This is a genomic window from Frondihabitans sp. PAMC 28766 (genome assembly GCF_001577365.1).
Classification (GTDB): domain Bacteria; phylum Actinomycetota; class Actinomycetes; order Actinomycetales; family Microbacteriaceae; genus Frondihabitans.
Genome location: NZ_CP014513.1, coordinates 483508 through 504027, shown reverse-complemented (window position 1 = coordinate 504027; position 20520 = coordinate 483508). Strand labels below are relative to the sequence as shown.

The 20520-nt window shown below is 67.6% G+C and carries 18 protein-coding genes; 5 read left to right on the top strand and 13 right to left on the bottom strand.

The window, feature by feature from the left end; translation table 11 throughout:
• Positions 1-39: 39 nt before the first annotated feature.
• The 11 genes from AX769_RS02375 to AX769_RS02325 all read right to left on the bottom strand — a co-directional run bounded on the left by AX769_RS02375 (position 40) and on the right by AX769_RS02325 (position 12011).
• A complete protein-coding gene (locus tag AX769_RS02375; protein WP_066275527.1) occupies positions 40-636 on the bottom strand; it encodes a nitroreductase family protein in 597 nt (198 codons plus the stop codon).
• Between the two features lie 128 nt (positions 637-764).
• Positions 765-1223, bottom strand: coding sequence for a hypothetical protein (locus AX769_RS02370; RefSeq protein WP_157887406.1), 459 nt, complete (start codon positions 1221-1223; stop codon positions 765-767).
• On the bottom strand, positions 1220-2275 hold the full coding sequence (locus AX769_RS02365; RefSeq protein ID WP_066275517.1) for a low specificity L-threonine aldolase: 1056 nt from the start codon (positions 2273-2275) through the stop codon (positions 1220-1222). Before AX769_RS02365 ends, AX769_RS02370 begins: the two co-directional genes overlap by 4 nt.
• 14 nt (positions 2276-2289) lie before the next feature.
• The gene (locus AX769_RS02360) at positions 2290-4485 is read right to left on the bottom strand and encodes a transglycosylase domain-containing protein (RefSeq protein WP_082763430.1); all 2196 of its coding nucleotides are present in this window, start codon (positions 4483-4485) and stop codon (positions 2290-2292) included.
• A 15-nt stretch (positions 4486-4500) separates the two neighbouring features.
• Positions 4501-5856, bottom strand: coding sequence for a lipopolysaccharide biosynthesis protein (locus tag AX769_RS02355; protein WP_066275511.1), 1356 nt, complete (start codon positions 5854-5856; stop codon positions 4501-4503).
• A complete protein-coding gene (locus tag AX769_RS02350) occupies positions 5853-7013 on the bottom strand; it encodes a glycosyltransferase (protein ID WP_157887405.1) in 1161 nt (386 codons plus the stop codon). Before AX769_RS02350 ends, AX769_RS02355 begins: the two co-directional genes overlap by 4 nt.
• 22 nt (positions 7014-7035) lie before the next feature.
• A complete protein-coding gene (gene wecB / locus AX769_RS02345) occupies positions 7036-8040 on the bottom strand; it encodes a non-hydrolyzing UDP-N-acetylglucosamine 2-epimerase (protein WP_369824057.1) in 1005 nt (334 codons plus the stop codon).
• Positions 8041-8092: 52 nt separating this feature from the next.
• Complete coding sequence (locus AX769_RS02340) at positions 8093-9514, bottom strand: hypothetical protein (RefSeq protein ID WP_157887404.1); 1422 nt, start codon at positions 9512-9514, stop codon at positions 8093-8095.
• Positions 9515-9614: 100 nt separating this feature from the next.
• Positions 9615-10256, bottom strand: a complete 642-nt coding sequence (locus AX769_RS02335; protein ID WP_066275503.1) for a NeuD/PglB/VioB family sugar acetyltransferase — start codon at positions 10254-10256, stop codon at positions 9615-9617.
• Positions 10253-10885, bottom strand: a complete 633-nt coding sequence (locus tag AX769_RS02330; RefSeq protein ID WP_066275501.1) for a sugar transferase — start codon at positions 10883-10885, stop codon at positions 10253-10255. The genes AX769_RS02335 and AX769_RS02330 overlap by 4 nt, the downstream gene beginning before the upstream one ends.
• Positions 10872-12011 carry a DegT/DnrJ/EryC1/StrS aminotransferase family protein gene (locus AX769_RS02325; RefSeq protein ID WP_066275499.1) on the bottom strand — a complete coding sequence of 380 codons (1140 nt, stop codon included), beginning with the start codon at positions 12009-12011 and terminating at the stop codon, positions 10872-10874. Before AX769_RS02325 ends, AX769_RS02330 begins: the two co-directional genes overlap by 14 nt.
• A gap of 152 nt (positions 12012-12163) precedes the next feature.
• Here AX769_RS02325 and AX769_RS02320 point away from each other — a divergent pair, with 152 nt between their 5' ends.
• Entirely contained in the window at positions 12164-13426 is a 1263-nt protein-coding gene (locus tag AX769_RS02320) for a nucleotide sugar dehydrogenase (protein WP_066275496.1), read from the top strand.
• 43 nt (positions 13427-13469) lie between these two features.
• Positions 13470-14426, top strand: a complete 957-nt coding sequence (locus tag AX769_RS02315) for an NAD(P)-dependent oxidoreductase (RefSeq protein ID WP_066275494.1) — start codon at positions 13470-13472, stop codon at positions 14424-14426.
• On the opposite strand, the gene AX769_RS02310 is transcribed toward AX769_RS02315, so the two are convergent.
• Complete coding sequence (locus AX769_RS02310; RefSeq protein WP_066275491.1) at positions 14423-15262, bottom strand: exodeoxyribonuclease III; 840 nt, start codon at positions 15260-15262, stop codon at positions 14423-14425. The two genes, AX769_RS02315 and AX769_RS02310, sit on opposite strands and share 4 nt — an antisense overlap.
• A 67-nt stretch (positions 15263-15329) precedes the next feature.
• Between AX769_RS02310 and pyrE the strand changes: the two genes are divergently transcribed.
• Together pyrE and AX769_RS02300 are read left to right on the top strand one after the other, a co-directional pair.
• A complete protein-coding gene (pyrE, locus tag AX769_RS02305; RefSeq protein WP_066283081.1) occupies positions 15330-15881 on the top strand; it encodes an orotate phosphoribosyltransferase in 552 nt (183 codons plus the stop codon).
• A gap of 347 nt (positions 15882-16228) precedes the next feature.
• Positions 16229-18349, top strand: a complete 2121-nt coding sequence (locus tag AX769_RS02300; RefSeq protein WP_157887403.1) for a septum formation family protein — start codon at positions 16229-16231, stop codon at positions 18347-18349.
• A 47-nt stretch (positions 18350-18396) separates the two neighbouring features.
• Here the strand turns inward: AX769_RS02300 and AX769_RS02295 are convergent, their stop codons facing one another.
• Entirely contained in the window at positions 18397-19215 is an 819-nt protein-coding gene (locus tag AX769_RS02295; protein ID WP_066275487.1) for an HAD-IIA family hydrolase, read from the bottom strand.
• Between the two features lie 91 nt (positions 19216-19306).
• Between AX769_RS02295 and AX769_RS02290 the strand changes: the two genes are divergently transcribed.
• Positions 19307-20518 carry a glycosyltransferase family 4 protein gene (locus AX769_RS02290; RefSeq protein ID WP_066275478.1) on the top strand — a complete coding sequence of 404 codons (1212 nt, stop codon included), beginning with the start codon at positions 19307-19309 and terminating at the stop codon, positions 20516-20518.
• Positions 20519-20520 lie beyond the last annotated feature (2 nt).

Here is a 20520-nt window from a genome sequence, read left to right as displayed (position 1 = left end):
ATCCTGATGGATGGTGACGTCTTGTCGAGATGCTTCGGGTCAGTCGCGGGCGATCACGAGCTCGTCGAGAGGGAGACGCGTACGGGGCAGCGTCTCGCGCTCGGCCAGCTTCTCGGGCAGCCTGTCGGCCGAGTCCACGACGCCGATGGCCGTGACGGTCACCGGAAGGAAACGCTCGGGCAGATCGAACGCGCTACGGAGGCCATCGACCTCGATGCCCGCCATCTGGTGAGTGTGCAGACCCTCGGCGTGTGCCTGGACGCTGAGCGCGGAGACGGCGAGACCCAGGTCGTACTGCGCCCAGTTGCGCTTGTCGCCTTCTTCGGTTTCCGTCTCGGCGACGGCCACCAGCAGAGCTGCGGCGTTGCCGGCCCAGAGAGTGTTGAAGCCCATGAGGTTGACGAGGATCGTGTCGAATGTCGCAGTGCCGCGGCGGCCCACGATGAACCGGCGAGGCTGCATGTTCGAAGCCGACGGCGCCCAGCGGGCAGCCTCGAGAAGCGCCGTCAGTGCTTCGTCGGAGATCTCGGCGGTGGGGTCGTACGAGCGGGGGCTCCAGCGCTCGTCGAGCAGCGGGACGAGCGGGACGCTCGTGTCGGACGTGCGAGTGGTCGTGTTCTGGTCGGTCGTGGTCATCGTGCCTTCTCTTGAGTGCGGACGAGGGGATTGGGCCCGCACCCTCGGGGGCCTCGATTCGCCCAACAGCCTAGGCGCTGGATCTATGCCCTCGCATCGAGCGTTCGAAGTCGGCTCAGGTGCTGAGCTCAGGAGCTGAACGACGTGATGACCGATTGGTCGAGCATCTGCTGCGTGATCGAGTACAGCGCGACGATGAGGACTCCGGCGAACACTGGCAGCCAGAAGGCATACACACGCCGCAGGATGAACAGGATCGAGAACACCGTCGAGAAGAGGGCCAGCACGAGTGGCGCAGCGATGGCGAGGATCGTGCCGAGCTGCACGCCGTGCGTGAGAGCCGCGTACTTCGCACCGCGTGAGGCGCCGTCGCCCACGTATTGAACGACGAGGGCGTAGAGCACCACCGACAGGATGATTGTCAGCACCATGTCGCCCTTGCGCGGATTCGTGCGCCCCGGGTAGCGCCCTACTGGCTTCTTCGTCGAGAACGCCTCTGGCGGCAGGGCGCGGCGCGCAGTCTCATCGCGAGCCTCGGAGGTCGGTACGGGCACCGGAGTGTCTGGGCGCTCTCTCGGATCGCTCACGCGGCAGCCTCGATCTCGCGCGCGACGCTCGCGATGAGGGCGTCCACGTGGGCTTCCTGCGTGTCGAACGAGCACATCAGACGGACTTCGCCCGTCGACCGGTTCCAGTCATAGAAGCGATGCTCGGCGCGCACGGGTTCGATGACCTCCTTCGGCAGGATCACGAACACCGCGTTGGCCTCGACGGCCTGCGTGACCTCGACCCCGGGCAACCCCGCGAGGCCGTCGCGGAGGCGGAGGGCCATGGCATTGGAGTGCGTCGCCGATCGCACGAGCAGGTCCGTCTCGAGGAGCGGGATGAACTGCGCCGAGATGAAGCGCATCTTGGATGCCAGCTGCGCGTCCATTTTACGGATGTAGGTAATACCGGGCAGTTCGTCCTCGGTCAGAGTCACGACGGACTCGCCGAGCAGCAGGCCGTTCTTCGTGCCGCCGAAGCTGACCACGTCGACGCCGGCGTCGCGCGTGAGTTGACGAAGAGTCGCCCCGGTCGAGGCGACCGCGTTCGCGATGCGGGCGCCGTCGAGGTGCACCCGCATTCCGAGCGAGTGGGCGTGCTGTGTGATGGCACGGATCTCGGCAGGCGAGTAGGCCGTGCCCATCTCCGTCGTCTGAGTGATCGACACGGCGAGCGGCTGAGGTCGCTGCTGGTCGCCCCACCCATAGGCCTGGCGGTCGATCAGGTCGGGTGTCAGCTTGCCATCGGGCGTCGTTACGGTCAGCAGCTTGAGGCCGCCGAGCCGCTCGGGCGCCCCGCCCTCGTCGGTGTAGATGTGCGCGGTCGCCGCGCAGACGACTGCACCCCACCGCGGCACCAGGGCCTGGAGGGAGGCGACATTCGCGCCCGTCCCGGTGAGGACGGGGTGGATCTCGGAACCCTCGCCGAAGTGCTCGACGACGAGGTCGCTCAGCCGCGCCGTGTAGGGGTCGGCGCCGTACGAGCCGACGTGGCCGCCGTTGGCGTCGACGATCGCCTGCATCACCTCGGGGTGGACACCGGAGTAGTTGTCGGAGGCGAACGAGTGGAGATCAGGATCGTGCAGCGTGGTCACCCCTCCATCCTCGTCTACCCGGCTGGGGTGCTGGTGTCGGTGCTGCTCTCGCCGTCGCCGTCACTGTCGGGACTGGATGTCGGCGGCGTGATCTTCGGAGCGCGCGGCGTGTATTCCTGGGGTGCGGCCGCGAAGGCGTCGCCTCCGTAGGCTGCGTTGAGGCTCCGTTGCACGTGCTTCCAGATGGTCAGTCGTTGCTGGTTCATGGCGCCGTACGCCCCGTAGATGCGGTACTGATTCTGGTGACCAGTGAGGTTGCCGACCCAGGCGGCGGTGACGACGTTGGTCGATCCGCCGACGAGCCAGGTCTGCTCTGCGCCGTCGGTGGTGCCTGTCTTGCCGAGGATGGGGACGCCGTCGTGAGGGTTGGCGGCGGTCGCCGTACCGCTCGCGAAGGGCCCCTGCAGCGCCGAGGCTGCTTTGGCCGCGACCGTCGGGTCAATGGCCTGCTCACAGTGCTGCGCCTGGCCGGCCAACTTCTTGCCCTCGGAGTCGGTGACACTGTCGATCATGACGGGCGTGCAGAACTCGCCCCCATTGGCGATCCCGGCGAAGGCCGCCGCCATGGTCAGAGGGGCGACCGTGTTGCCCGAGCCGATCGTCGCCGACGGGTAGGCGACGAGGTCGGCGCCGTCGGCCGAGTGCACGCCCAGCGACTTCGCCGTCTCGCGGATGTCGCAGAGGTCGAGCTTCTGTGCCATCGCGGCGAACGCGGTGTTGATAGATCTCGCAGTCGCCTGTCTCACCGAGACCGAGCCCGGGTTGCCGCCGTCGTCGTTCTTCGGTCTGAACGATGTGTAGTCGCGCGACCCGCAGACGGTGTTCGGGCTGAAGTCGCGAGGCGCGGCGTTGACGGTCTCGCCCAGTCGATGCCCCTGCTTGAGCCACTCGAGCAGGGTGAAGGGCTTGTAGGTCGACCCCGGCTGAAACCCGTTGCCACCGCCGAGGTCGTGGTCGACGGCGTAGTTGATCGCCGACGAGGTCGATCCACCGCCGTCGGCTGTCTCGTTGAAGTCTTTGTTCTGCGCCATGACGAGCACGCGCCCGGTCTTCGCCTCGATCGAGGTGACGACGCCGCCGAGGTCGTAACGGGTCTCGGTGTTGGGTGCGTAGGTGTCGACCTGACCCTTCGCGTCGGCCGTCTGGTCGAGGTCGAGTGTGGTGTGCACCTGGTAGCCGCCGACGCGCCAGTTGCGCTCGCGCTCGGCGGCGGTGGCGCCAAGCGACGGCAGGCTCGTCACCTGGCGGCGGATGAGGTCGCACCACTGCTGAGCACCGGGCTCCGTGACCGCCATGCAGCCTTGCGTCGCGGGCGTCAGATGCACGTACGACCCGACCGACGAAGCCACGGCGGCGTCGAAGGCCGCGCGATCGATCTTCTTCTCGGCGAGCATCGACTTCAGGATCACGTCGCGACGCGCTGTGTTCGCCGTGTAGTTCTTCGGTGTCGACATGTTGCGCGTCTCCGGGTATTGCACGGTCGCCAGCAGGCTGGCCGCCTCGGCTGCCGACAGCGCTTTGGCGCCCTTGCCGTAGAAGTGCTGGGCCGCCGCTTCGACACCGTACGCGTGGTCGCCGAAATAGGCGATGTTGAGGTACGCGAGGAGTACTTCGTCTTTGCTGTATTTCTTCTCGAGACCGATGGCCAGCTTCATCTCGGCCACTTTGCGACGGGGTGTCTCTTCGGTCGCCTGCGCCAGCGCAGCCTGCCGCTTCTTCTCGTCGGAGACCGAGTCGGCCTGGGCGATGAGAACGTTGCGAACCAGTTGCATGGCAATGGTGGAGCCGCCACCGGCCGCCCCGAAGCTGCTCTTGGCGATACTTCCGACTGCGGCCCGGGCGAGTGAGTTGAGGTCGACGGCGCCGTGTTCGTAGAAGCGGCGGTCTTCGCCGGCGACGGCTGCGTCTTTGAGTGTCTGAGCCACGTCGCCCCAGGCCGCGTTGACGCGGTTCTCGCTGTAGAGGGTCGCGAACGGCACCTGTTGACCGCCCTTGTTCGCGTAGAGGACATTGCGCTGCTGCAGCTTGCCGATCTCGATGAACTCGGGGATGTCGTCGAACGCCTGGATGGCGGCTCCGGCGCCTTGCCCAGCGACAGCCACGACCGGCGCGGCGCCGACGGCGACGAGCGTGCCAGCGGCGACGCTCAAGGTGACGAAGCCGGCCGCGGCCGCGAGAAACGAAAACGGTCGTGCTCGCTGTGTTCTCATACCAGAGATGGTATGTTAAAAAGCTGATAAAGCGCTGCCCCGAATGGAGGGGGCTTCGTCATGACGCCGAACCGCGGTCAGGACGAGCGCGACGAGCACCGCGTAGGACAGGGCGCTCACGCACGAGACGAGGACGAGCGAGGCTTCGAGACCCGCCCCCATGGCTGCAGCCGTGAGCAGAACACCGTTCGTCGCGACGAATCGCCCGGCGTCCCACGTGAGCTGGAGGGGCTGCTTCTCGAGCAGGATGAGCGCCCGTGATATGGGTGACGCGACGAGTTGGGCCGCAGCCTGGAAGACCACGATCTGGACGATGGGCGTGGCCCCGATCCAGTCGCTACCGAACACCGACGGCACGACGAACGGCGCGCTGACGGCGACGGCAATGGCGCTTCCCGCCGCCACTCCTCCGAGCTGCACCACGAGACGCACGGTCATCCGATGCGACCCGGCTTCGCGCCTTCGGATCCTGCCCCCGAGGGCGCCGTCGAAGAACTGACCGATTCCCTCGGCCACTAGCCCGGCCGGAGACGCCACGAGGCGCATGGCCAGGGCGACGAACCCCACCTCGATGGAACCGAAGAGGGTCGACATCAAGATGACGGGCAGTTGGATCCCCAGTGAGTTGAGAGCGGATGACCAGGTCGAGACGAGGGGATAACGGCGGTAGCGCCGGGCGGCGACGCGGATGCTGCGCCATGTCGGGGCGCTTCGACCGGCGGAAAGCCGTCCGGTCGTGCGCGCGCCCGCCTTTGTGGAGGCAGGGCCGGTACGGAGGCGGGCCCCCAGCGCGCCGGCGAATCGGCCGACTGCCGGGGCGATGACGAGCCCGAGAGGCCCTCCGATCGGCATGAGGGCCGCGGTCGCGGCGACCTGGACCAGGCCCTGCGTTGCGTTTCGACAGGCGATCGATCCGTGGTTCCTGGCACGCGTCAGACCCGCCGCGACGATCCGTTGAACGGCGAGCGCCAGACTGCACACCGGTAGGGTCCACCAGAGGTCGGAGAAGATAGAAGTGTCGAACCACCGATCGAGAGTCGCTCGGAATGCGAGCGACAGGCCGGCGATCACTCCGCACAGCACGAGGGCCGACACCAGTGCCAGAACCGCAAGCGAGTCGGCCAGACGGGCCGACCTTGCCGAGACGACGCCCCGCTCCCAGCTCACAGTGATGATCGAGCCGAGAACGGCCGTCACTGAGGTGACGATCGCCAGTGCCCCGAAGTCTGCGGGTTCGTAGAACCGGGCGAAGAACGGCGTGGAGAGCAGAACGGCACCCTGTCCGATAGCGCTTCCGAACAGGATCCCGGCGACGCTTCGGCCACCGCGTCGATCGCCTGTGCCCGAAGGAGCTGCTGCTCCTGCGCTCATGATCGCGGAGTCTGATGGGTGGTGGGTACCAGCCCGACTCGTCGATACGCCTCGAGCAGCACCGACTCCTCGCTGGTCCAGGAGAATACCTCGCGCGCGGCGCGGAGGGCATTGCGCGACTGACGGGCCAGCACGTCGGGGTTCTCGTCGTAGAACCGCACGGCCTCGGCGATGGCTGCCCCGCAGTGAGGATCGACGAAGGTCGCGCAGTCGTGCGGCCCGAGCAGTTGCCGCCAGAGGGGGAAGTCCGAAGCGATCACGGGGATGCCCGCGGCCAGATACTCGAACATCTTCGTCGGCAGAGCCTCGAGGTGAGCGGCATTCGGCAGGAAGGTGACGATGCCGACTCGCGTGTCGAGCAGGATGTCCCTCGCCTCGTCCGGCCCGACCTGACCGTGGAGCACGACAGCCCCCGCCTCGTGGAGGGACTCGTAGGGTCGGCGGGTGCTGACGGGTACGAAGCTCCCAGCCACGTGCAGAGTCCAGCCGTCGGGGAATCGTGGGTCGGCGATCGCCGTGGGCAGCACCTCGGAACCGCGATATGTGCCGAGAGCGCCGATGTACCCGACGCGCCGAGGGCGGTGCACGACAGCCGGCGCTCTCCCGTCATGAGCACGCGGGCGAGGAAAGTTGTGGACAACCGACGTCTTCTCGTCGGGAAACCGCGCGGCGATGCGCTCAGTCGCCGTCAGGATGGCGTCGCTTGAGCGTGCCAGACGAACGACCAGGCGAGCAGCGGCTGAGAAGACTCGCGATTGGAATGGCGAGAGGTAGTGCTTGTCGAGGACCTGATCGGGAAGGTCTTCGTGCGCGTCCCAGATGACCACGACGCCGAGTCTCCGGAAGACCGGGACGGACCAGACGAGTTCAGGGTCGTGCAGGTGGACCGCGCGCGGCCGGAAGCGCAGCGCACTGACGACGGCCTCGATCGAACCCAGGGTGACGCGAGACAGACGGCCGCGCTTGCGGAGCAGGTGGCAGATCACGCCGGTCTCGGGAGCGGGAAGCCCGTTGCCCACGGCGACGAGGGCTGTGCGATAGCCGCCCGCGACGGTGGATGCGGCCTCTCGCAGGTGGACGCGGTTGTCGGTCCAGGGGTGCGCAGAGCTGACGTGGACGATGTCGACTCGCGCGAATCGAGTTCGGGTTCGGGTCATGATGGTGTCTCCAGCTTCGGTGTCAGGACAGGTCACGCAGGATCGCGTCGACGGCGGCGACTGCCGCGGTTCCGGTCCCGTAGGGGGTCGCGTTCGTGGGCTCAGGGCGCAGCGCCGCCATGAGCGAGGGGATCTCGGCGAGGCGATCGCCGGCGAGGACGTTCCAGCCGAGATCGACCGTCTCCGTCCACTCGGTCTCGGAACGGACGGTGATGCAGGGCTTTTCCAGCAGGAAGGCTTCCTTCTGCAGGCCGCCGGAGTCGGTCACGACTCCCGCGCTTCCCATGACGAGGCGGACGAGATCGGGGTATCCGACGGCCGGAGTGGAGTGCAGCCCCTCGAAATCGAGTGGAATTCCGAACGAGGCGGCGCGATCGACGAGCCGAGGGTGCGCGACGAGAAGCGTCGGGTGGTCGAGCCGTGCGAGGGGCTCGAGCACCGCCCGAAGGCGCGCGGGGTCGTCGGTGTTCGAAGGGCGGTGCAGCGTGGCGAGGTAGAAAGGTGACGCGCTGAGCGACGAGGGGACTGGCAGGGCCTCGTGCCGCACGCGATCACGAGTGGCGAGGACCACGTCTGTCATGACGTCGCCGACCAGGACGCTCGAGCGCGACAACCCCTCGGCCGCAAGATTGTCCATCGCCGACTCGGTAGGAGCGAGGCACAGGTCGGAGGCATGGTCGGTCAGGACCCGGTTGTGCTCCTCCGGCATCGCTCGATTGAACGAGCGGAGACCCGCCTCGAGATGGTGAAGACGAACCCCCAGCTTCACGGCCGCGAGCGCGGCCGCCAACGTGGAGTTGGTGTCTCCGTAGACGAGCACGGCGTCGGGTTTTTCAGCGTCGAAGACGGTTTCCAGCGACGCGAGCATCGCCCCGGTCTGGCGGCCGTGCGATGCTGACCCGATGTTCAGGCTGTGGCCGGGAGCCTGGATGCCGAGATCGTCGAAGAACACGTCGGACAGCGCCGGATCGTAGTGCTGTCCGGTGTGGACGACGACGTGCTGCGCTCGAGACTCGAGGCCCGACACATGGGGGCCAGTTTGACGAATTGCGGTCGGGCACCGACGACGCTGATGATTTTCATGAGGGACTTCCGATCGGAGAGCGAACAGGTTCGGCGGGGCGGGCTTCGGCGTCAGGCACGTGACCCTCCGCGCTGGGTGGTCGAGGGATGATCGCGAGCAGCACGACTCCGGCTGCGAGGCCGTGTGAGAGCAGCGATGTCAGGATCGCTGTGTTCGAAAGCGTGATGCTCGGCATCACCATCACCATCGCGGCGAGGCCGAGAGGAAGACCCCGGCTGACGTGGTCGAGCACCCGCAGGAACACGAGCAGCAGCACGCCGACTCCGACGAAGCCGGCGTAGCCGAAGTTCGCGAATCCGTCAGCGAAGATGTTGGCGTTCGCGGCGAGCTTGGAGCCGGGCCGCATGAACTGGCCCACGGTCAGGGCGGGCGCGGTGTCGTAGGGCGAGCTGGTCCACCAGTGCAGCACCGAGTGCGACAGATGCGACTGAGGGTTCTCGCCGAAGAACTTCGCGTAGACACTGGTCAGCAGGCCCGGTGTGAGGAGGAACCGCCGCGAGAAGAGCGAGGTCAAGGTGGAGTTGCCCTGGGCGAGGTCGGCTGCAGCCGATGCGGCCATGAGCGCGACCGAGCCGAAGACGAACGAGTGCGCGGCCGGCACCCGGCGCGACCGGAAGAGGAAGGCGATCAACAGGATCGCGGGGGTCGCGAAGAGCACAGTTTTGAATCCGGAGGCCGAGTAGATCAGGTACTGGCCGAAGACTCCGACCAAGACGAGCCACCACTTCCGGTTGATCAGGCCGTGCGCGATGAGGTACGGGTTGATGATGTTCGCCTGGGGGCTGATCATGTAGGCGAGCGCCCCCGATCCGGCGATGTCGTCTTTGTATTCGTCGCGGACGTCGTAGACCTCGCTGAGTTGGACGAACCGCAGGCTGAGACCGAGAGTTGCCGTCATGAGGGTGTAGGTCACCGCGCTATAAACGGCGATGGCGGCCCAGACGAACGCCGGGCGGAGACCTTTCGGAGCCCCGAGCCGCGATGGCGCCGTTCGGACACCGAGTGCCACGATGGCGAATGAAGCTCCGACCGTGGTGCTGACAAGGATTGCCTGTCCTGAGGTCAGGTAGCCCGTGTACGGGGCCATGAGCATTGCGGGTGCGACGCAGACGACCAGGAGCACCCAGACGATCACGTGTGACACGCGCGTGATCGTGCGCGGGAGGAGTAGCGCTACGGCCGAGGTGGCAGCGATGCAGAAGGTCGTGACGAACCACGGTGGTGTCGAGTAGAAGTAGCCGATGTACGCGAACTCCGGGGAGACGAGCGTTGCGTAGACCCACTGCAGCGTGAGGGCGTAGACCACGACTCCGGCGACGAGCACGGGAGCCGCGAGTAGCCCACTCGGCCTGCTGTCGTCTACCGGACGGGTAGTGACAGCGGGGGCCAGGAGATCGATCGGGGTGTTTCCGAGCATCGCAGGCCTCCTTTCGGGCGTCGGCATCGCGGGTGGTGCCGGTTCTAGTAGCGGGTTCGGGTGGGGATGTCGGGCGCGTGAAGGAGTCTCGGCCCCGGTGTCAGCGGGCCGGTACGCCCTTGACCGTCGTCGACGCTGCGACGTCGCCGACGACGCAGGCCGCCGCGCCGACGACGGAGCCCATGCCGACTCGGAGGTTCTGGAGGACGACTGCCCCGGCGCCAACGAAGGCTCCTGGGCCGACGGTCACTTCGCCGGAGACGATCGCCCCCGGGCTCACCGTGGTGAAGCCACTGAGATGGGTGTCGTGCCCGATCAGGGCTCCGGCTGCGACATGCACCTGCTCGTCGATTCGAACGCCCGTCGAAATCCGAACGCCGGCCGCGATCAGTGCGCCGTCGCCTATGGTGACGTCCGAGCCGAGAGCGGCATCAGGGTGGATGAGAGTCGTGAACGACCGGCTGGCGGCACTGATTTGGGCGTACAGGCGATGCCTCACCGCAGGATCGGCGACGCCTACGACGAACCGAGCAGCCGGAAAGCTCGTGAGACCGACTTTCAGGGCACCGAGATGAGGCACGCCGAGACGCTCCAAGCGCTCCAGGTGTGCGGCCCGCGGACCGTCGTCGACCACCCCGACGACGGTGAAGCAACTCGGGTGTGCTTTGTTGAGGGCTGTGACGATGTCGATCGCCTCCCGGCCGGCGCCGCCGGCACCGACCACGATCAGCTCGGTCGTCATGCCGCGACCTCGCGGTCGCCCCGGAACTCATCGACAGTCGCGTGCCCGGGAGCGCTGACGCCGGAGCGTCGGGCGACCACCAGGACCGTGCGCCAGATGATTGCGAGATCGAGACGCAGGCTGTGACGGTCGACGTACTCGACGTCCCACCGCAGACGGTCGGCCCACGAGGCGGCGTTGCGCCCGCGTGTCTGGGCGAGCCCGGTCACACCCGGGCGGACGTGGTGTCGCCGAGCCTGTTCGTCGTCGTAGCGATCGAGATAGCGGACGAGCAGCGGTCGTGGCCCGACGAAGCTCATCTCGCCGCGAATCACGTTGATGAGACCAGGGAGCTCGTCGAGGCTGGTCGAGCGGAGGATGCGCCCGAAGCGGGTGAGGCGCTCGGCATCGGTGAGCAGGCCGCGCGAGGGGTCCTCGTCGCGCATGGTTCGGAACTTGAGGATGGTGAACACCTCGCCCCGCGCGCCTGGACGCTGCTGAGTGAAGAGCACCGGCCGGCCGAGCGCGGCAGCGACGGCGACGGCCACGATCACCAGGAGGGGAGACAGCAGGATCAGCAGGACGACAGCACCGGCGAAATCGATGACGCGCTTGGCGCCGCAGTAGAGATGGCGGTCACGAGGGCACATTCGACACCTGCAGGATTCGGGCGAGGACGTCGCACACGCGGTCGATCTCGTCGTCGGTCATGCCCGAACCGCTCGGGAGCGTAAGGCCCGTCTCGAACAGCCGCTCTGCGACGCCGGTCGCCAGTGAGGGGCGATCCGAGAAGACGGGCTGGAGGTGCATGGGCTTCCAGAGGCGTCTGGTTTCGATTTCGTCTGCAGCGAAGGCCGCGATCGCGCCAGTCACTCCGATCGGGGCGTAGCCCTGGAAGACCATCGAGGTCAGCCAGCAGTTGTCGAAACGATCGTCGACACCGCCGAGGATCGTGGCGCAACCGGACGCCTCGACGATCGCCCGGTAGCGCGAGCGGATCTCGCGGCGCCGAGCGATCATTGCGTCGAGACGGGTCAGCTGTGCGCGACCGAGGGCCGCCAGCACGTTACTGAGCCTGTAGTTGTAGCCGATCTCGGTGTGCTCGTAGTGGGCGACGGGTTGCCGGGCCTGGGTCGCGAGACGCTTGACTGTCGTCGCCACCTCCTCGTCGTCGGTGAGGAGCATCCCGCCTCCTGACGTGGTCATGATCTTGTTGCCGTTGAAGGAGACGGCGGACGCGAGACCGAAGCTGCCGGCGGCCCGGCCTGCGTGTGTCGCACCGAGCGACTCGGCGCTGTCGGCGATCACGGGCACGCCGTACATCGAGGCCAGGTTGCTGATCGTCGTGTGGTCGGCTGCCTTGCCGTAGATGTCGACGGGCAGAATCGCACCGATGGTCTGCCCGGAGGCATCGAGCCCGGCGAGTGTCTCTGCCAGGAGGTCGACATCGAGGTTGCCGGTCTCGACCTCAGAGTCGATGAAGAAGGGGATGGCGCCGGTGTAGGCGATCGCGTTGGCAGTCGCGGCGAAGGTGAGTGTTGATGTCGGCACGACCATTCCGGGGCCGACGCCCGCAGCGAGCAGACCGAGATGGAGGGCTGCTGTCCCCGAGGAGAGCGCCACACCGTGCGCGGCGCCCGTCCTCGCGGCGATTTCGAGCTCGAAGGCATCGACATCGGGGCCGAGGGGTGCAACCCAGCCGGACGACATCGCTCGAGCGACGGAGTCGTTCTCGATATCGCCGACGTCAGGGGCGGAGAGAGGGATGAATGTCATGGAAGTACTCCTTCGATCGGGGCGAGAAGACGCTTCAAGTTGAACATGAAAAGTAAAATATTTCAATCTTGAATTCAACCCGGATTTCAATTAGTATTTCAATGTTTCAGCCCGAAACAAACCGATCTTCCTCAACCCAAAGCGAGAATCACATGTCTGTACGCGCAAAGCGCCTAGTCGTCGTCGGCCAGGGATACGTCGGCCTGCCTCTCTCCGTTCGAGCCGTCGAAGCCGGCTACGACGTCGTTGGAGTCGACGTGGACTCGACGAAGTGCAGCGCTCTCAATCGCGGCGTCTCTTACATCGACGACGTCTGCGACGCTCAGCTCGGCGCCGCCCTCCGGACGGGGCGATTCGAGGCAAAAGCCGACTTCGACAATCTCGGCGACTTCGACTACGCCGTGATCACCGTTCCCACCCCGCTTCGCGAGACGCTCCCCGATCTCCGCTTCATCGAGTCGGCGACGCGTTCGATCGCTCCTCACGTGTCGCTCGGCTCGACAGTCGTCCTCGAGTCGACGACCTCTCCCGGAACCACGGCCGAGCTCGTCGTTCCACTCCTCGAGAGCGGCTCAGGGCTGACGGCGGGGCGAGACTTCCACGTCGGGTACAGCCCCGAGCGCATCGACCCCGGCAACCGGCACTGGTCGTTCGAGACGACACCCAAGGTCGTCTCCGGCATCGATGCCGCGTCGCTCGCTTCCGTCACTGCGCTCTATGACGACCTCGTCGAGACGACCGTCCCAGTGAGCGGCACTCGCGAGGCCGAACTGGCCAAACTCATCGAGAACACGTTCCGGCACGTGAACATCGCCCTCGTGAACGAACTGGCCATCGCCGCCCACGAACTCGGCATCGACGCGTGGGAGGCAATCGAAGCCGCCGGCAGCAAGCCCTTCGGCTTCATGAAGTTCACCCCTGGTCCAGGCGTCGGCGGTCACTGTCTTCCGGTCGATCCCAGCTACCTCTCGTGGGAGGTCCGCCGCAAGCTCGGCCGCGGCTTCCGCTTCATCGATCTCGCCAACGAGATCAACGCGCACATGCCCGAGCATGTCGTCACGCGGGTCGAGTCCCTGCTGAACGACAGCGCCATCGCGGTGCGGGGCGCGCGGGTGCTGATCGTAGGGCTGGCCTACAAGGCCGACACGGGAGACGTGCGCGAGTCGCCCGCTCTCCGGGTGGCCGAGATCCTGCGGTCGAAGGGCGCCGTGGTCGTGGCCGCCGACCCGCACGTCACTGCGCGCGACTGGCCCCTCGGCGTCGAGCAGGTCGATCTCACCCGTGAGACGGCCGCATCCGCCGATGTCTGCGTGGTGCTCACACCGCACGCCGCGCTCGACCTGGACGCGCTCAGGGGCGCCCTGGTGCTCGACACCCGCAACGTGGTCTCGCACGACCACGTCGTCACCCTCTGATCGCTTCCTCCGTCCCCCGCAGGATCTCCCGAAAGGCTTCCCCATGAACAACCCCTATTCCTCCTTCGCCGGCTCTCGAGTCATCATCACCGGCTCGGCCGGCTTCATCGGCTCGGCACTCGTCGACTGGCTGCTCGAGGCAGGTGCCCATGTCATCGGCATCGACATCCGCCAGGGCTGCGACAAGGTCGGCTACGAACATCTCATGGGCGACGCGTCTCGACTCTCGGTCGACGACCTCCGACGACTCCGACCCGACTACCTCTTCCACCTGGCCTCGATCGTCGGCGTCGTGGAGGCGTCGAGTGATCCGGCCGCGACCCGGCATGCCATCCTCGGCATGACAGAACAGTTCGTCGAGATGGTCGCCGAGGTCGAGGGCGTCCGTTTCGTCTACGTGTCGTCATCCGAGGTCTACGGGCAGGCCGACGACTTTCCGATCGTCGAGACGACCCCTCTCTCGCCGTTGAGCGCCTACGGCCAGGCGAAGCGGGACGCCGAGACGGTCGTCCTCCGGGCTTGCGCCGACGATCGCCTCGATGGTGTGGTCGTTCGCCCGTTCAACGTCTACGGCCCCGGCCAGCGCGCCGACTTCGTCACCTCGCGTTTCATCGAGCTCGCTCTCGGTGATGACGACCTCACGCTCGTCGGAGGGGGTGACCAGGTGCGGACCTTCACCTACATCGACGATTTCGTCGACGGGCTCCTGCGAGCAGCCGTCCACACGGGCAGCCAGCGCGTGTTCAACGTCGCTGGCCCCGAGACCGCCAGCATCGCCGAACTCGCCTCGATCATCGTGGACGAGTCGGGCAGTCGCGCGTCCGTCGTCAGCGTCGAAACCGAGACACTCGGCCGGCCGAGCGACATCGAAGTGCGCGACCGCATCGCCAGCTGCGACGCCGCGCGCCGCGAGCTCGCCTACGCGCCCTCGATCGGAATTCGCGAAGGCGTCTCGCGGATGATCAGTCACCGCCGGCGCGGCGAGCTCGTCACGCGCTAGAAGATCATCGGCCGACCGTCGTCGTCCTCCGACTCGACGGCGAGGTCGACGACGACGGGCACATGGTCGCTCGGGGCATCGCCCTTCCGCTCGTTGCGGTCGATCCGCGCGCTCGTCACGAGGTCGGCGAACGGCTGCGAACCGAGGATGAAGTCGATTCGCATGCCCTCGTTGCGGGGGAAGCGGAGCTGCTTGTAGTCCCAGTAGGTGTAGCCGTCGGGCAGACGCGGGCGGACGACATCCTGCAGCAGCCCCTTCTCCTGGAAGGCGGCGAAGGCGGCGCGCTCGGGCGGGCTCGTGTGGGTGTGGCCCTCGAAGACCGCAGGATCCCACACGTCGGTGTCGAGCGGAGCCACGTTCCAGTCGCCCATGAGAGCCAGCGGCAGCTGGGGGTTGGCGGCGAGCCAGGCTGTGGTCTCGTCGTGCAGCTTTGCCAGCCAGTCGAGCTTGTAGGCGTAGTGCGGGTCGTCGAGCTCGCGGCCGTTCGGCACGTAGAGGCTCCAGAGCCGGACGCCGTCGACCGTGACGCCGATGGCCCGAGCCTCCTTGGGGGCATCCTGCGATTCGACGCCCTTGGCGAAGCCGGGCTGAGACGGGAAGGTGATCTCGACGTCCTCCATCGGCAGACGACTGGCGAAAGCGACGCCGTTCCACTGGCTGAGGCCGTGCAGCTCGATGTCGTACCCGGCGTCGTGGAAGAGGTCGTAGGGGAACTGCTCGGGCTTGCACTTGATCTCTTGCATGCCCAGCACGTCGACGTCTTCACGGACGAGCCAGTCGACGACTCGGCCGGCTCGGGCGCGGACGGAGTTGACGTTCCAGGTGGCGACACGCATGCCACCACGCTAGCGCGAGCGTGCGACACAGACTCGCCGCTCGGGCGCGGGAAGGTACCATGTGGGCGTGACCGACGCACGCCAGCAGCTCATCGACTACATCAGCGACCTCGCCGTCTTCCACGGCGACTTCACGCTGACCAGCGGCAAGAAGGCGACCTACTACGTCGACCTGCGCAAGGTCAGCCTCGACCACCGGGTCGCCCCGTTGATCGGGCAGGTCATGGTCGACCTCATCAAAGACGTTCCCGACGTGTTCGCCGTCGGCGGGCTCACCATGGGCGCCGACCCGATCGCGACGGCGGTGCTGCACCAGGGGGCGGCGCTCGGCAAGAGCTACGACGCCTTCGTCGTGCGCAAAGAGCCGAAGGATCACGGTCGCGGGCGCCAGGTGGAAGGGCCCGAACTCGAGGGCAAGCGCGTCATCGTGCTCGAAGACACCTCGACCACGGGTGGGTCGCCGCTGAAGGCCATCGAGGCGCTTAAGAAGGTCGGCGCCGAGGTGGTCGGCGTCGCCGTGGTCGTCGACAGGGCTACGGGTGCGCGCGAGGTGATCGAGAAGGCCGGCTACCCCTACTTCGCGGCGATCGACCTCGACGACCTCGGGCTGCGGCCGTGAGCGACGAACGATCCGACGGCGATCCTGCGCCCGGAACTCCGCCGAGCGACGAAATGAAGCACCGCGAGCCGGAGGGCGCTGAGCCCGAGGCCATCGAGCCGGTGACGACGGAGCCGGAGGGCGCGGCTTCCCGCAGCCCTGACGAAGTTCCGCTTGTGGCTAAGCGGCTCCCCAGCGCCGCGTCGTTCTTCGGCGAGCCTCGGCCGCCCCGGCACTCGGCCCATGTGGATTCGCCCGTCTCGGCCCCGAGCGGAATGCCGCACGAGGAGCCTGAGTCCGAGCCGGAGATGCCCGCTGACTCGGCCCCGAATACGGCCCCCACTTCGGCGGACGCGCCGGAGCCTGTCGTGCCTCAGCCTGTCGTGCCTCAGCCTGTCGTGGAGCCCGAACCCGTTGGCGAAGCGGCGGTCGACAACGCCCCGACGCCCGCGCCGACTGCCGCGATCGCCGAGCCCACGTTCGCCGTCCCGCCGCCCGTCGACAGGCCGGCCTCGCCTGCTGCACCGCACCCCATGGCTCTCGACCTCTCGGCGCTGCAGGGCGGGGAGGACCTCGTGTCGCCGCCGAACGCCGAGCATTCGGTCGCTCCGACCGAGGCGCCTCGCGCGTGGCACCTCGGGGACGACGCCCCATCGATCGACACTGCGGCCCTTCCGCTTCACGACGGCCAGGGGGAGACGCCGACCGCCGCTTTCGGTTCCGTCTTCGGAGAGGCTCCGGCCCGCCCGCAGTCGGCGCCGGATGATGCCCCCTCGTTCACGGAGCTCATCTCACTGTCGGCCGACCAGGTGCCGCCGACTGCTGAGCCGGCCACCTTCGACTGGAGCTACCTGCCCACGCCGCGCACGACCGAGGTCACGCTGCCCGCTGCGGCACACGAGACGGAGCTGACTCCGGAGCCGGAGCCGACGCCGGAGCCTGCGCGCGACCACGACGCCGACGTTCAGCCCACGAACTCGCCGTTCGAGGACCCGCTGGCCACCCAGGCCATGCCGACCGTCTGGTCGCTCGACGACGCCGACGAACCCGCCCCGCCCGCTGCAACCACGGTCTGGTCCCTCGACGACGAGACGTCGACCTCGCAGGATGCGACGGCCCAGCAGGATGCGACGGCCCAAGCGTCTCCTACGCTCGACCCGAACCCACCGACCGACCCCTTCGTCGCCCTCTTCGGAGACGCCGTAGTCGAGGCGGCCGAGGTTGAGCCCGAGCCCGAACCGGCGGCGCCTGCCGTCGAGTCAGAGCTTCAGGACGCGGGCGAACACGAGGACGAGTTCGCCGGATCGTGGGCCGACGCTCCTCGTGCTCCAATCCCTCCGGCGCTCGGCGATCCCGAGATCGTCGCGCCGGTCGTGGCCGACGCGCCCACGGTGGCCTTCGAGCCTCCGGCCATCGATGCACAGCCGATGTCAGGTGCCGATCCGGACATGGCCGACCTCCCCACGGTCTCCTTCGCGATTCCCGCCGCGGCGCAGTCGGCCGCGGCAGAGCCGGTTTCGGCAGAGCCCGTTTCGGTCGAGTCGGCCGCGGCAGAGCCGGCGGCACCCGAGGAGACCGCACCGGGGGCGGAAACAGCAGAGCCGCTCGACGAGAGGTCGCCAGCACCGTCCGCGGCCGAGGTCGAACCGGCCTCTGTCGAGGCTCCGATCCCGCCCGACGAAGCCCCGACGAGCCGCTTCAGCCCGCCCGTGGCCGGCTACCGCGGAGTCAGCTCGCGCCCCGCCACCCCCATCGACGCGTCCAAGGCCCCCGCCGCCTGGGTCGCCGCGGCCGCCGGGGCCGCCGCCACGCCGGTGGCCACCCCTGAGCGGTACGCGACGTCGAGCGTCAGCGCACGAGCCTCCGCCCCCGAGCGCACGGGTGGCGGCGGCTTCCGTGACTGGCCGCAGAATCGCCGCACTCTGCTCTTCGTCGCCATCGGCGTCGTGTTCGTGCTCGTGCTCGTAGCGCTGTTCTTCGGTGGCCAGGCTCTCCGCGGCCATTCCTCGAGCGCAGCTCCGGCACCCGTCGCCCCGACGTCCGCGACCCCGCGTAGCGCGAGCCCCACCCCGAAAGCGACGATTCCAGCCCCTGCCCCGACGGCCGCTTCAGGGCCCGCCGCGGTAGGAACCCACCCGTGGACGGCGCTCGAGGGCGGAGAGTGCCTCGGATCGTTCACGAACGCGTGGCAGCAGACCTACCAGGTCGTCGATTGCGCGACAGGTCACCCCGCGCAGATGGTCGCCAAGGGTACGGTGCCGGACTCGACGTACCCGGGCGTCACGGCGCTCGCCGCACAGATCGCCCCGCTCTGCCAGGCCAGCTCGGTCGTGAACTTCGGCGCTGCCGCGGCCTACACGGACATTCAGGTGTCGGAGAGCTACCCCGCCACGCAGTCGCAGTGGGATGCCGGTGACCACAGCTACTACTGCTTTGTCAGCAGGTCATCAGGGCAGGCGATCACCGGGAGCCTGAAGCAGGGCTCCTGACCTGGTGAGCCGCCGGATCCTGCGCCCGTGAACAAGCGCAGGAGACGCTAGAGGTTGCCCTCGGCGTCGCCCAGGTCGGCAGTCACCGGTTCGGTCCGCACGAGCTCGTGCACACCCGAGACGATCTCGGTCGGCCTGAACGGGTAGCGCTCGATCTCTTGCTGATCGCTGATGCCGGTGAGCACCAGGATCGTGTGGAGCCCCGCTTCGATGCCGGCGATGATGTCGGTGTCCATGCGGTCGCCGATCATGGCGGTGTTCTCGGAGTGCGCGCCGATCCTGTTCATCGCCGAGCGGAACATCATCGGGTTGGGCTTGCCGACGATGTAGGGCTCTTTGCCGGTGACCTTCGTGATCATCGCAGCGATCGCGCCGGTGGCCGGCAGGATGCCCTCGGCGCTCGGCCCCGTCGCATCGGGGTTGGTCACGATGAAGCGCGCGCCGCCCATGATGAGGCGCGCCGCCTTGGTGATGGCCTCGAAGGAGTAGTTGCGGGTCTCGCCGACGACCACGTAGTCGGGAGAGGTCTCGGTCATGATGAAGCCGGCCTCGTGGAGCGCGGTCGTCATGCCGGCCTCGCCGATCACGAAGGCGGAGCCGCCGGGCATCTGCGAGCGGCAGAAGTCGGCGGTGGCGAGCGCGGACGTCCAGATCCTGTCTTCGGGCACTTCAAGGCCGGAAGCGCGCAGGCGGGCCGAGAGGTCGCGCGGCGTGAAGATCGAGTTGTTCGTGAGCACCAGGTAGGGCGTGCCGTCGTCCTGCCACTGCTGGATCAGCTCGGCGGCGCCGGGCAGGGCCTGATTCTCGTGGACGAGCACGCCGTCCATGTCGGTGAGCCAGCATTCGACTTCGTCACGTGGGGACATGGGGTCAGCGTAGTCGGCGCACCCAGCACCTCTTGCCGCGTGCACCAGCAGACGTATAGAATATGAGTATCGTCAACCCGACAGGCAGGCCATGCGGATCGTCTACCTCCATCAGCACTTCCGGACCCCGTCGCAGAACGGCGGCGTCCGCTCCTTCCAGTTCGCGAGCGCTCTCGCCGCTCGCGGGCACGACGTGCAAGTGGTCACGTCCTCATCGGGGCCCCGTGGGCCTCGTCTCGAGCGGATCGAGGGGTTCACGGTGCACCGTCTGCCGGTCGACTACGACGGGCGGATGTCGTATCGGCGACGTCTCGCCGCATTCGCAGCGTTCGCCGTTCGGAGTTCGACCGTTGCCCGCCGTCTGAAGGCAGACGTCGTCATCGCCACCAGTACGCCTCTCACGATCGCGATCCCCGGCATCGTGGCGAGTTTCGGGCGACGCTGCCCCATGGTCTTCGAGGTTCGTGACGCTTGGCCCGACGTGCCGATCGCTCTCGGGGCGCTGACGAATCCGCTGCTGAAGGGTGCCGCCCGTCTCCTCGAGCGAGTTGCCTATCGTCGGGCGTCGACGGTGGTCGCCCTCTCGGCCGACATGGCCGAGGCGGTCGTCCGGGCCGGAAAGCCGCGCGATCGCGTCGCGGTGGTGACGAACATCGCCGACGTGGCGGCCTTCGATCCGGCGCGCGCCGAGTCAGAGCGGTGGTTGGCCGATCATCCCGAGCTCATCGGTCGGAAGCTCGCGGTCTACTGCGGCACGTTCGGCTACGTCAACGGGCTCTCATTCCTCGTCGATCTCGCGACTGCCAGTCGGGCGCAGGGAAGCGACCTCGCGTTCGTCGCCATCGGCGACGGGCCGGAGAAAGACGCCGTACGTGCTCGCGCGCTCGCGAGCGGAGTTCTCGGCGACAACCTGCATCTGTTCGAACCGGTCTCGAAGCGGCAGCTGCCCGACGTCCTTGCGGCGGCGACCGTGGCATTCTCGTTCGTCATCGACGTGCCCGAGTTGGAGGCGAACAGCGCCAATAAGTTCTTCGACAGCCTGGCGGCCCAGACGCCCATGGTGATCAACCACGGTGGGTGGCAGGCCGAGGTTCTCGCCGAGACGGGTGCAGGCCTCCGCCTGAGCCGGGACGCCGCACTCGCCGCGCGGCAACTGGGAGACTTCGTGGGCGACGAAGCAGGTGTGGCCGCAGCGATTCGGTCAGCAGCCGAACTCGGTCGCGGCCGATATTCGCTCGATGAACTGGCCTGGCGTTTCTGCGACATCGTCGAGCGAGACGGCACGGCCGCAGGCAGGGCTTAGGC

Excerpts from the sequence above, each read along its gene's own strand:
- AX769_RS02335 (WP_066275503.1), bottom strand. The coding sequence starts at position 10,256 with ATGACGACCGAGCTGATCGTGGTCGGTGCCGGCGGCGCCGGCCGGGAG.
- AX769_RS02360 (WP_082763430.1), bottom strand. The coding sequence starts at position 4,485 with ATGAGAACACAGCGAGCACGACCGTTTTCGTTTCTCGCGGCCGCGGCC.
- AX769_RS02290 (WP_066275478.1), top strand. The coding sequence starts at position 19,307 with ATGCGGATCGTCTACCTCCATCAGCACTTCCGGACCCCGTCGCAGAAC.
- AX769_RS02325 (WP_066275499.1), bottom strand. The coding sequence starts at position 12,011 with ATGACATTCATCCCTCTCTCCGCCCCTGACGTCGGCGATATCGAGAAC.
- AX769_RS02350 (WP_157887405.1), bottom strand. The coding sequence starts at position 7,013 with ATGACCCGAACCCGAACTCGATTCGCGCGAGTCGACATCGTCCACGTC.
- AX769_RS02315 (WP_066275494.1), top strand. The coding sequence starts at position 13,470 with ATGAACAACCCCTATTCCTCCTTCGCCGGCTCTCGAGTCATCATCACC.
- AX769_RS02355 (WP_066275511.1), bottom strand. The coding sequence starts at position 5,856 with ATGAGCGCAGGAGCAGCAGCTCCTTCGGGCACAGGCGATCGACGCGGT.
- AX769_RS02320 (WP_066275496.1), top strand. The coding sequence starts at position 12,164 with ATGTCTGTACGCGCAAAGCGCCTAGTCGTCGTCGGCCAGGGATACGTC.
- AX769_RS02340 (WP_157887404.1), bottom strand. The coding sequence starts at position 9,514 with ATGCTCGGAAACACCCCGATCGATCTCCTGGCCCCCGCTGTCACTACC.
- AX769_RS02375 (WP_066275527.1), bottom strand. The coding sequence starts at position 636 with ATGACCACGACCGACCAGAACACGACCACTCGCACGTCCGACACGAGC.
- AX769_RS02310 (WP_066275491.1), bottom strand. The coding sequence starts at position 15,262 with ATGCGTGTCGCCACCTGGAACGTCAACTCCGTCCGCGCCCGAGCCGGC.
- AX769_RS02295 (WP_066275487.1), bottom strand. The coding sequence starts at position 19,215 with ATGTCCCCACGTGACGAAGTCGAATGCTGGCTCACCGACATGGACGGC.
- AX769_RS02330 (WP_066275501.1), bottom strand. The coding sequence starts at position 10,885 with ATGTGCCCTCGTGACCGCCATCTCTACTGCGGCGCCAAGCGCGTCATC.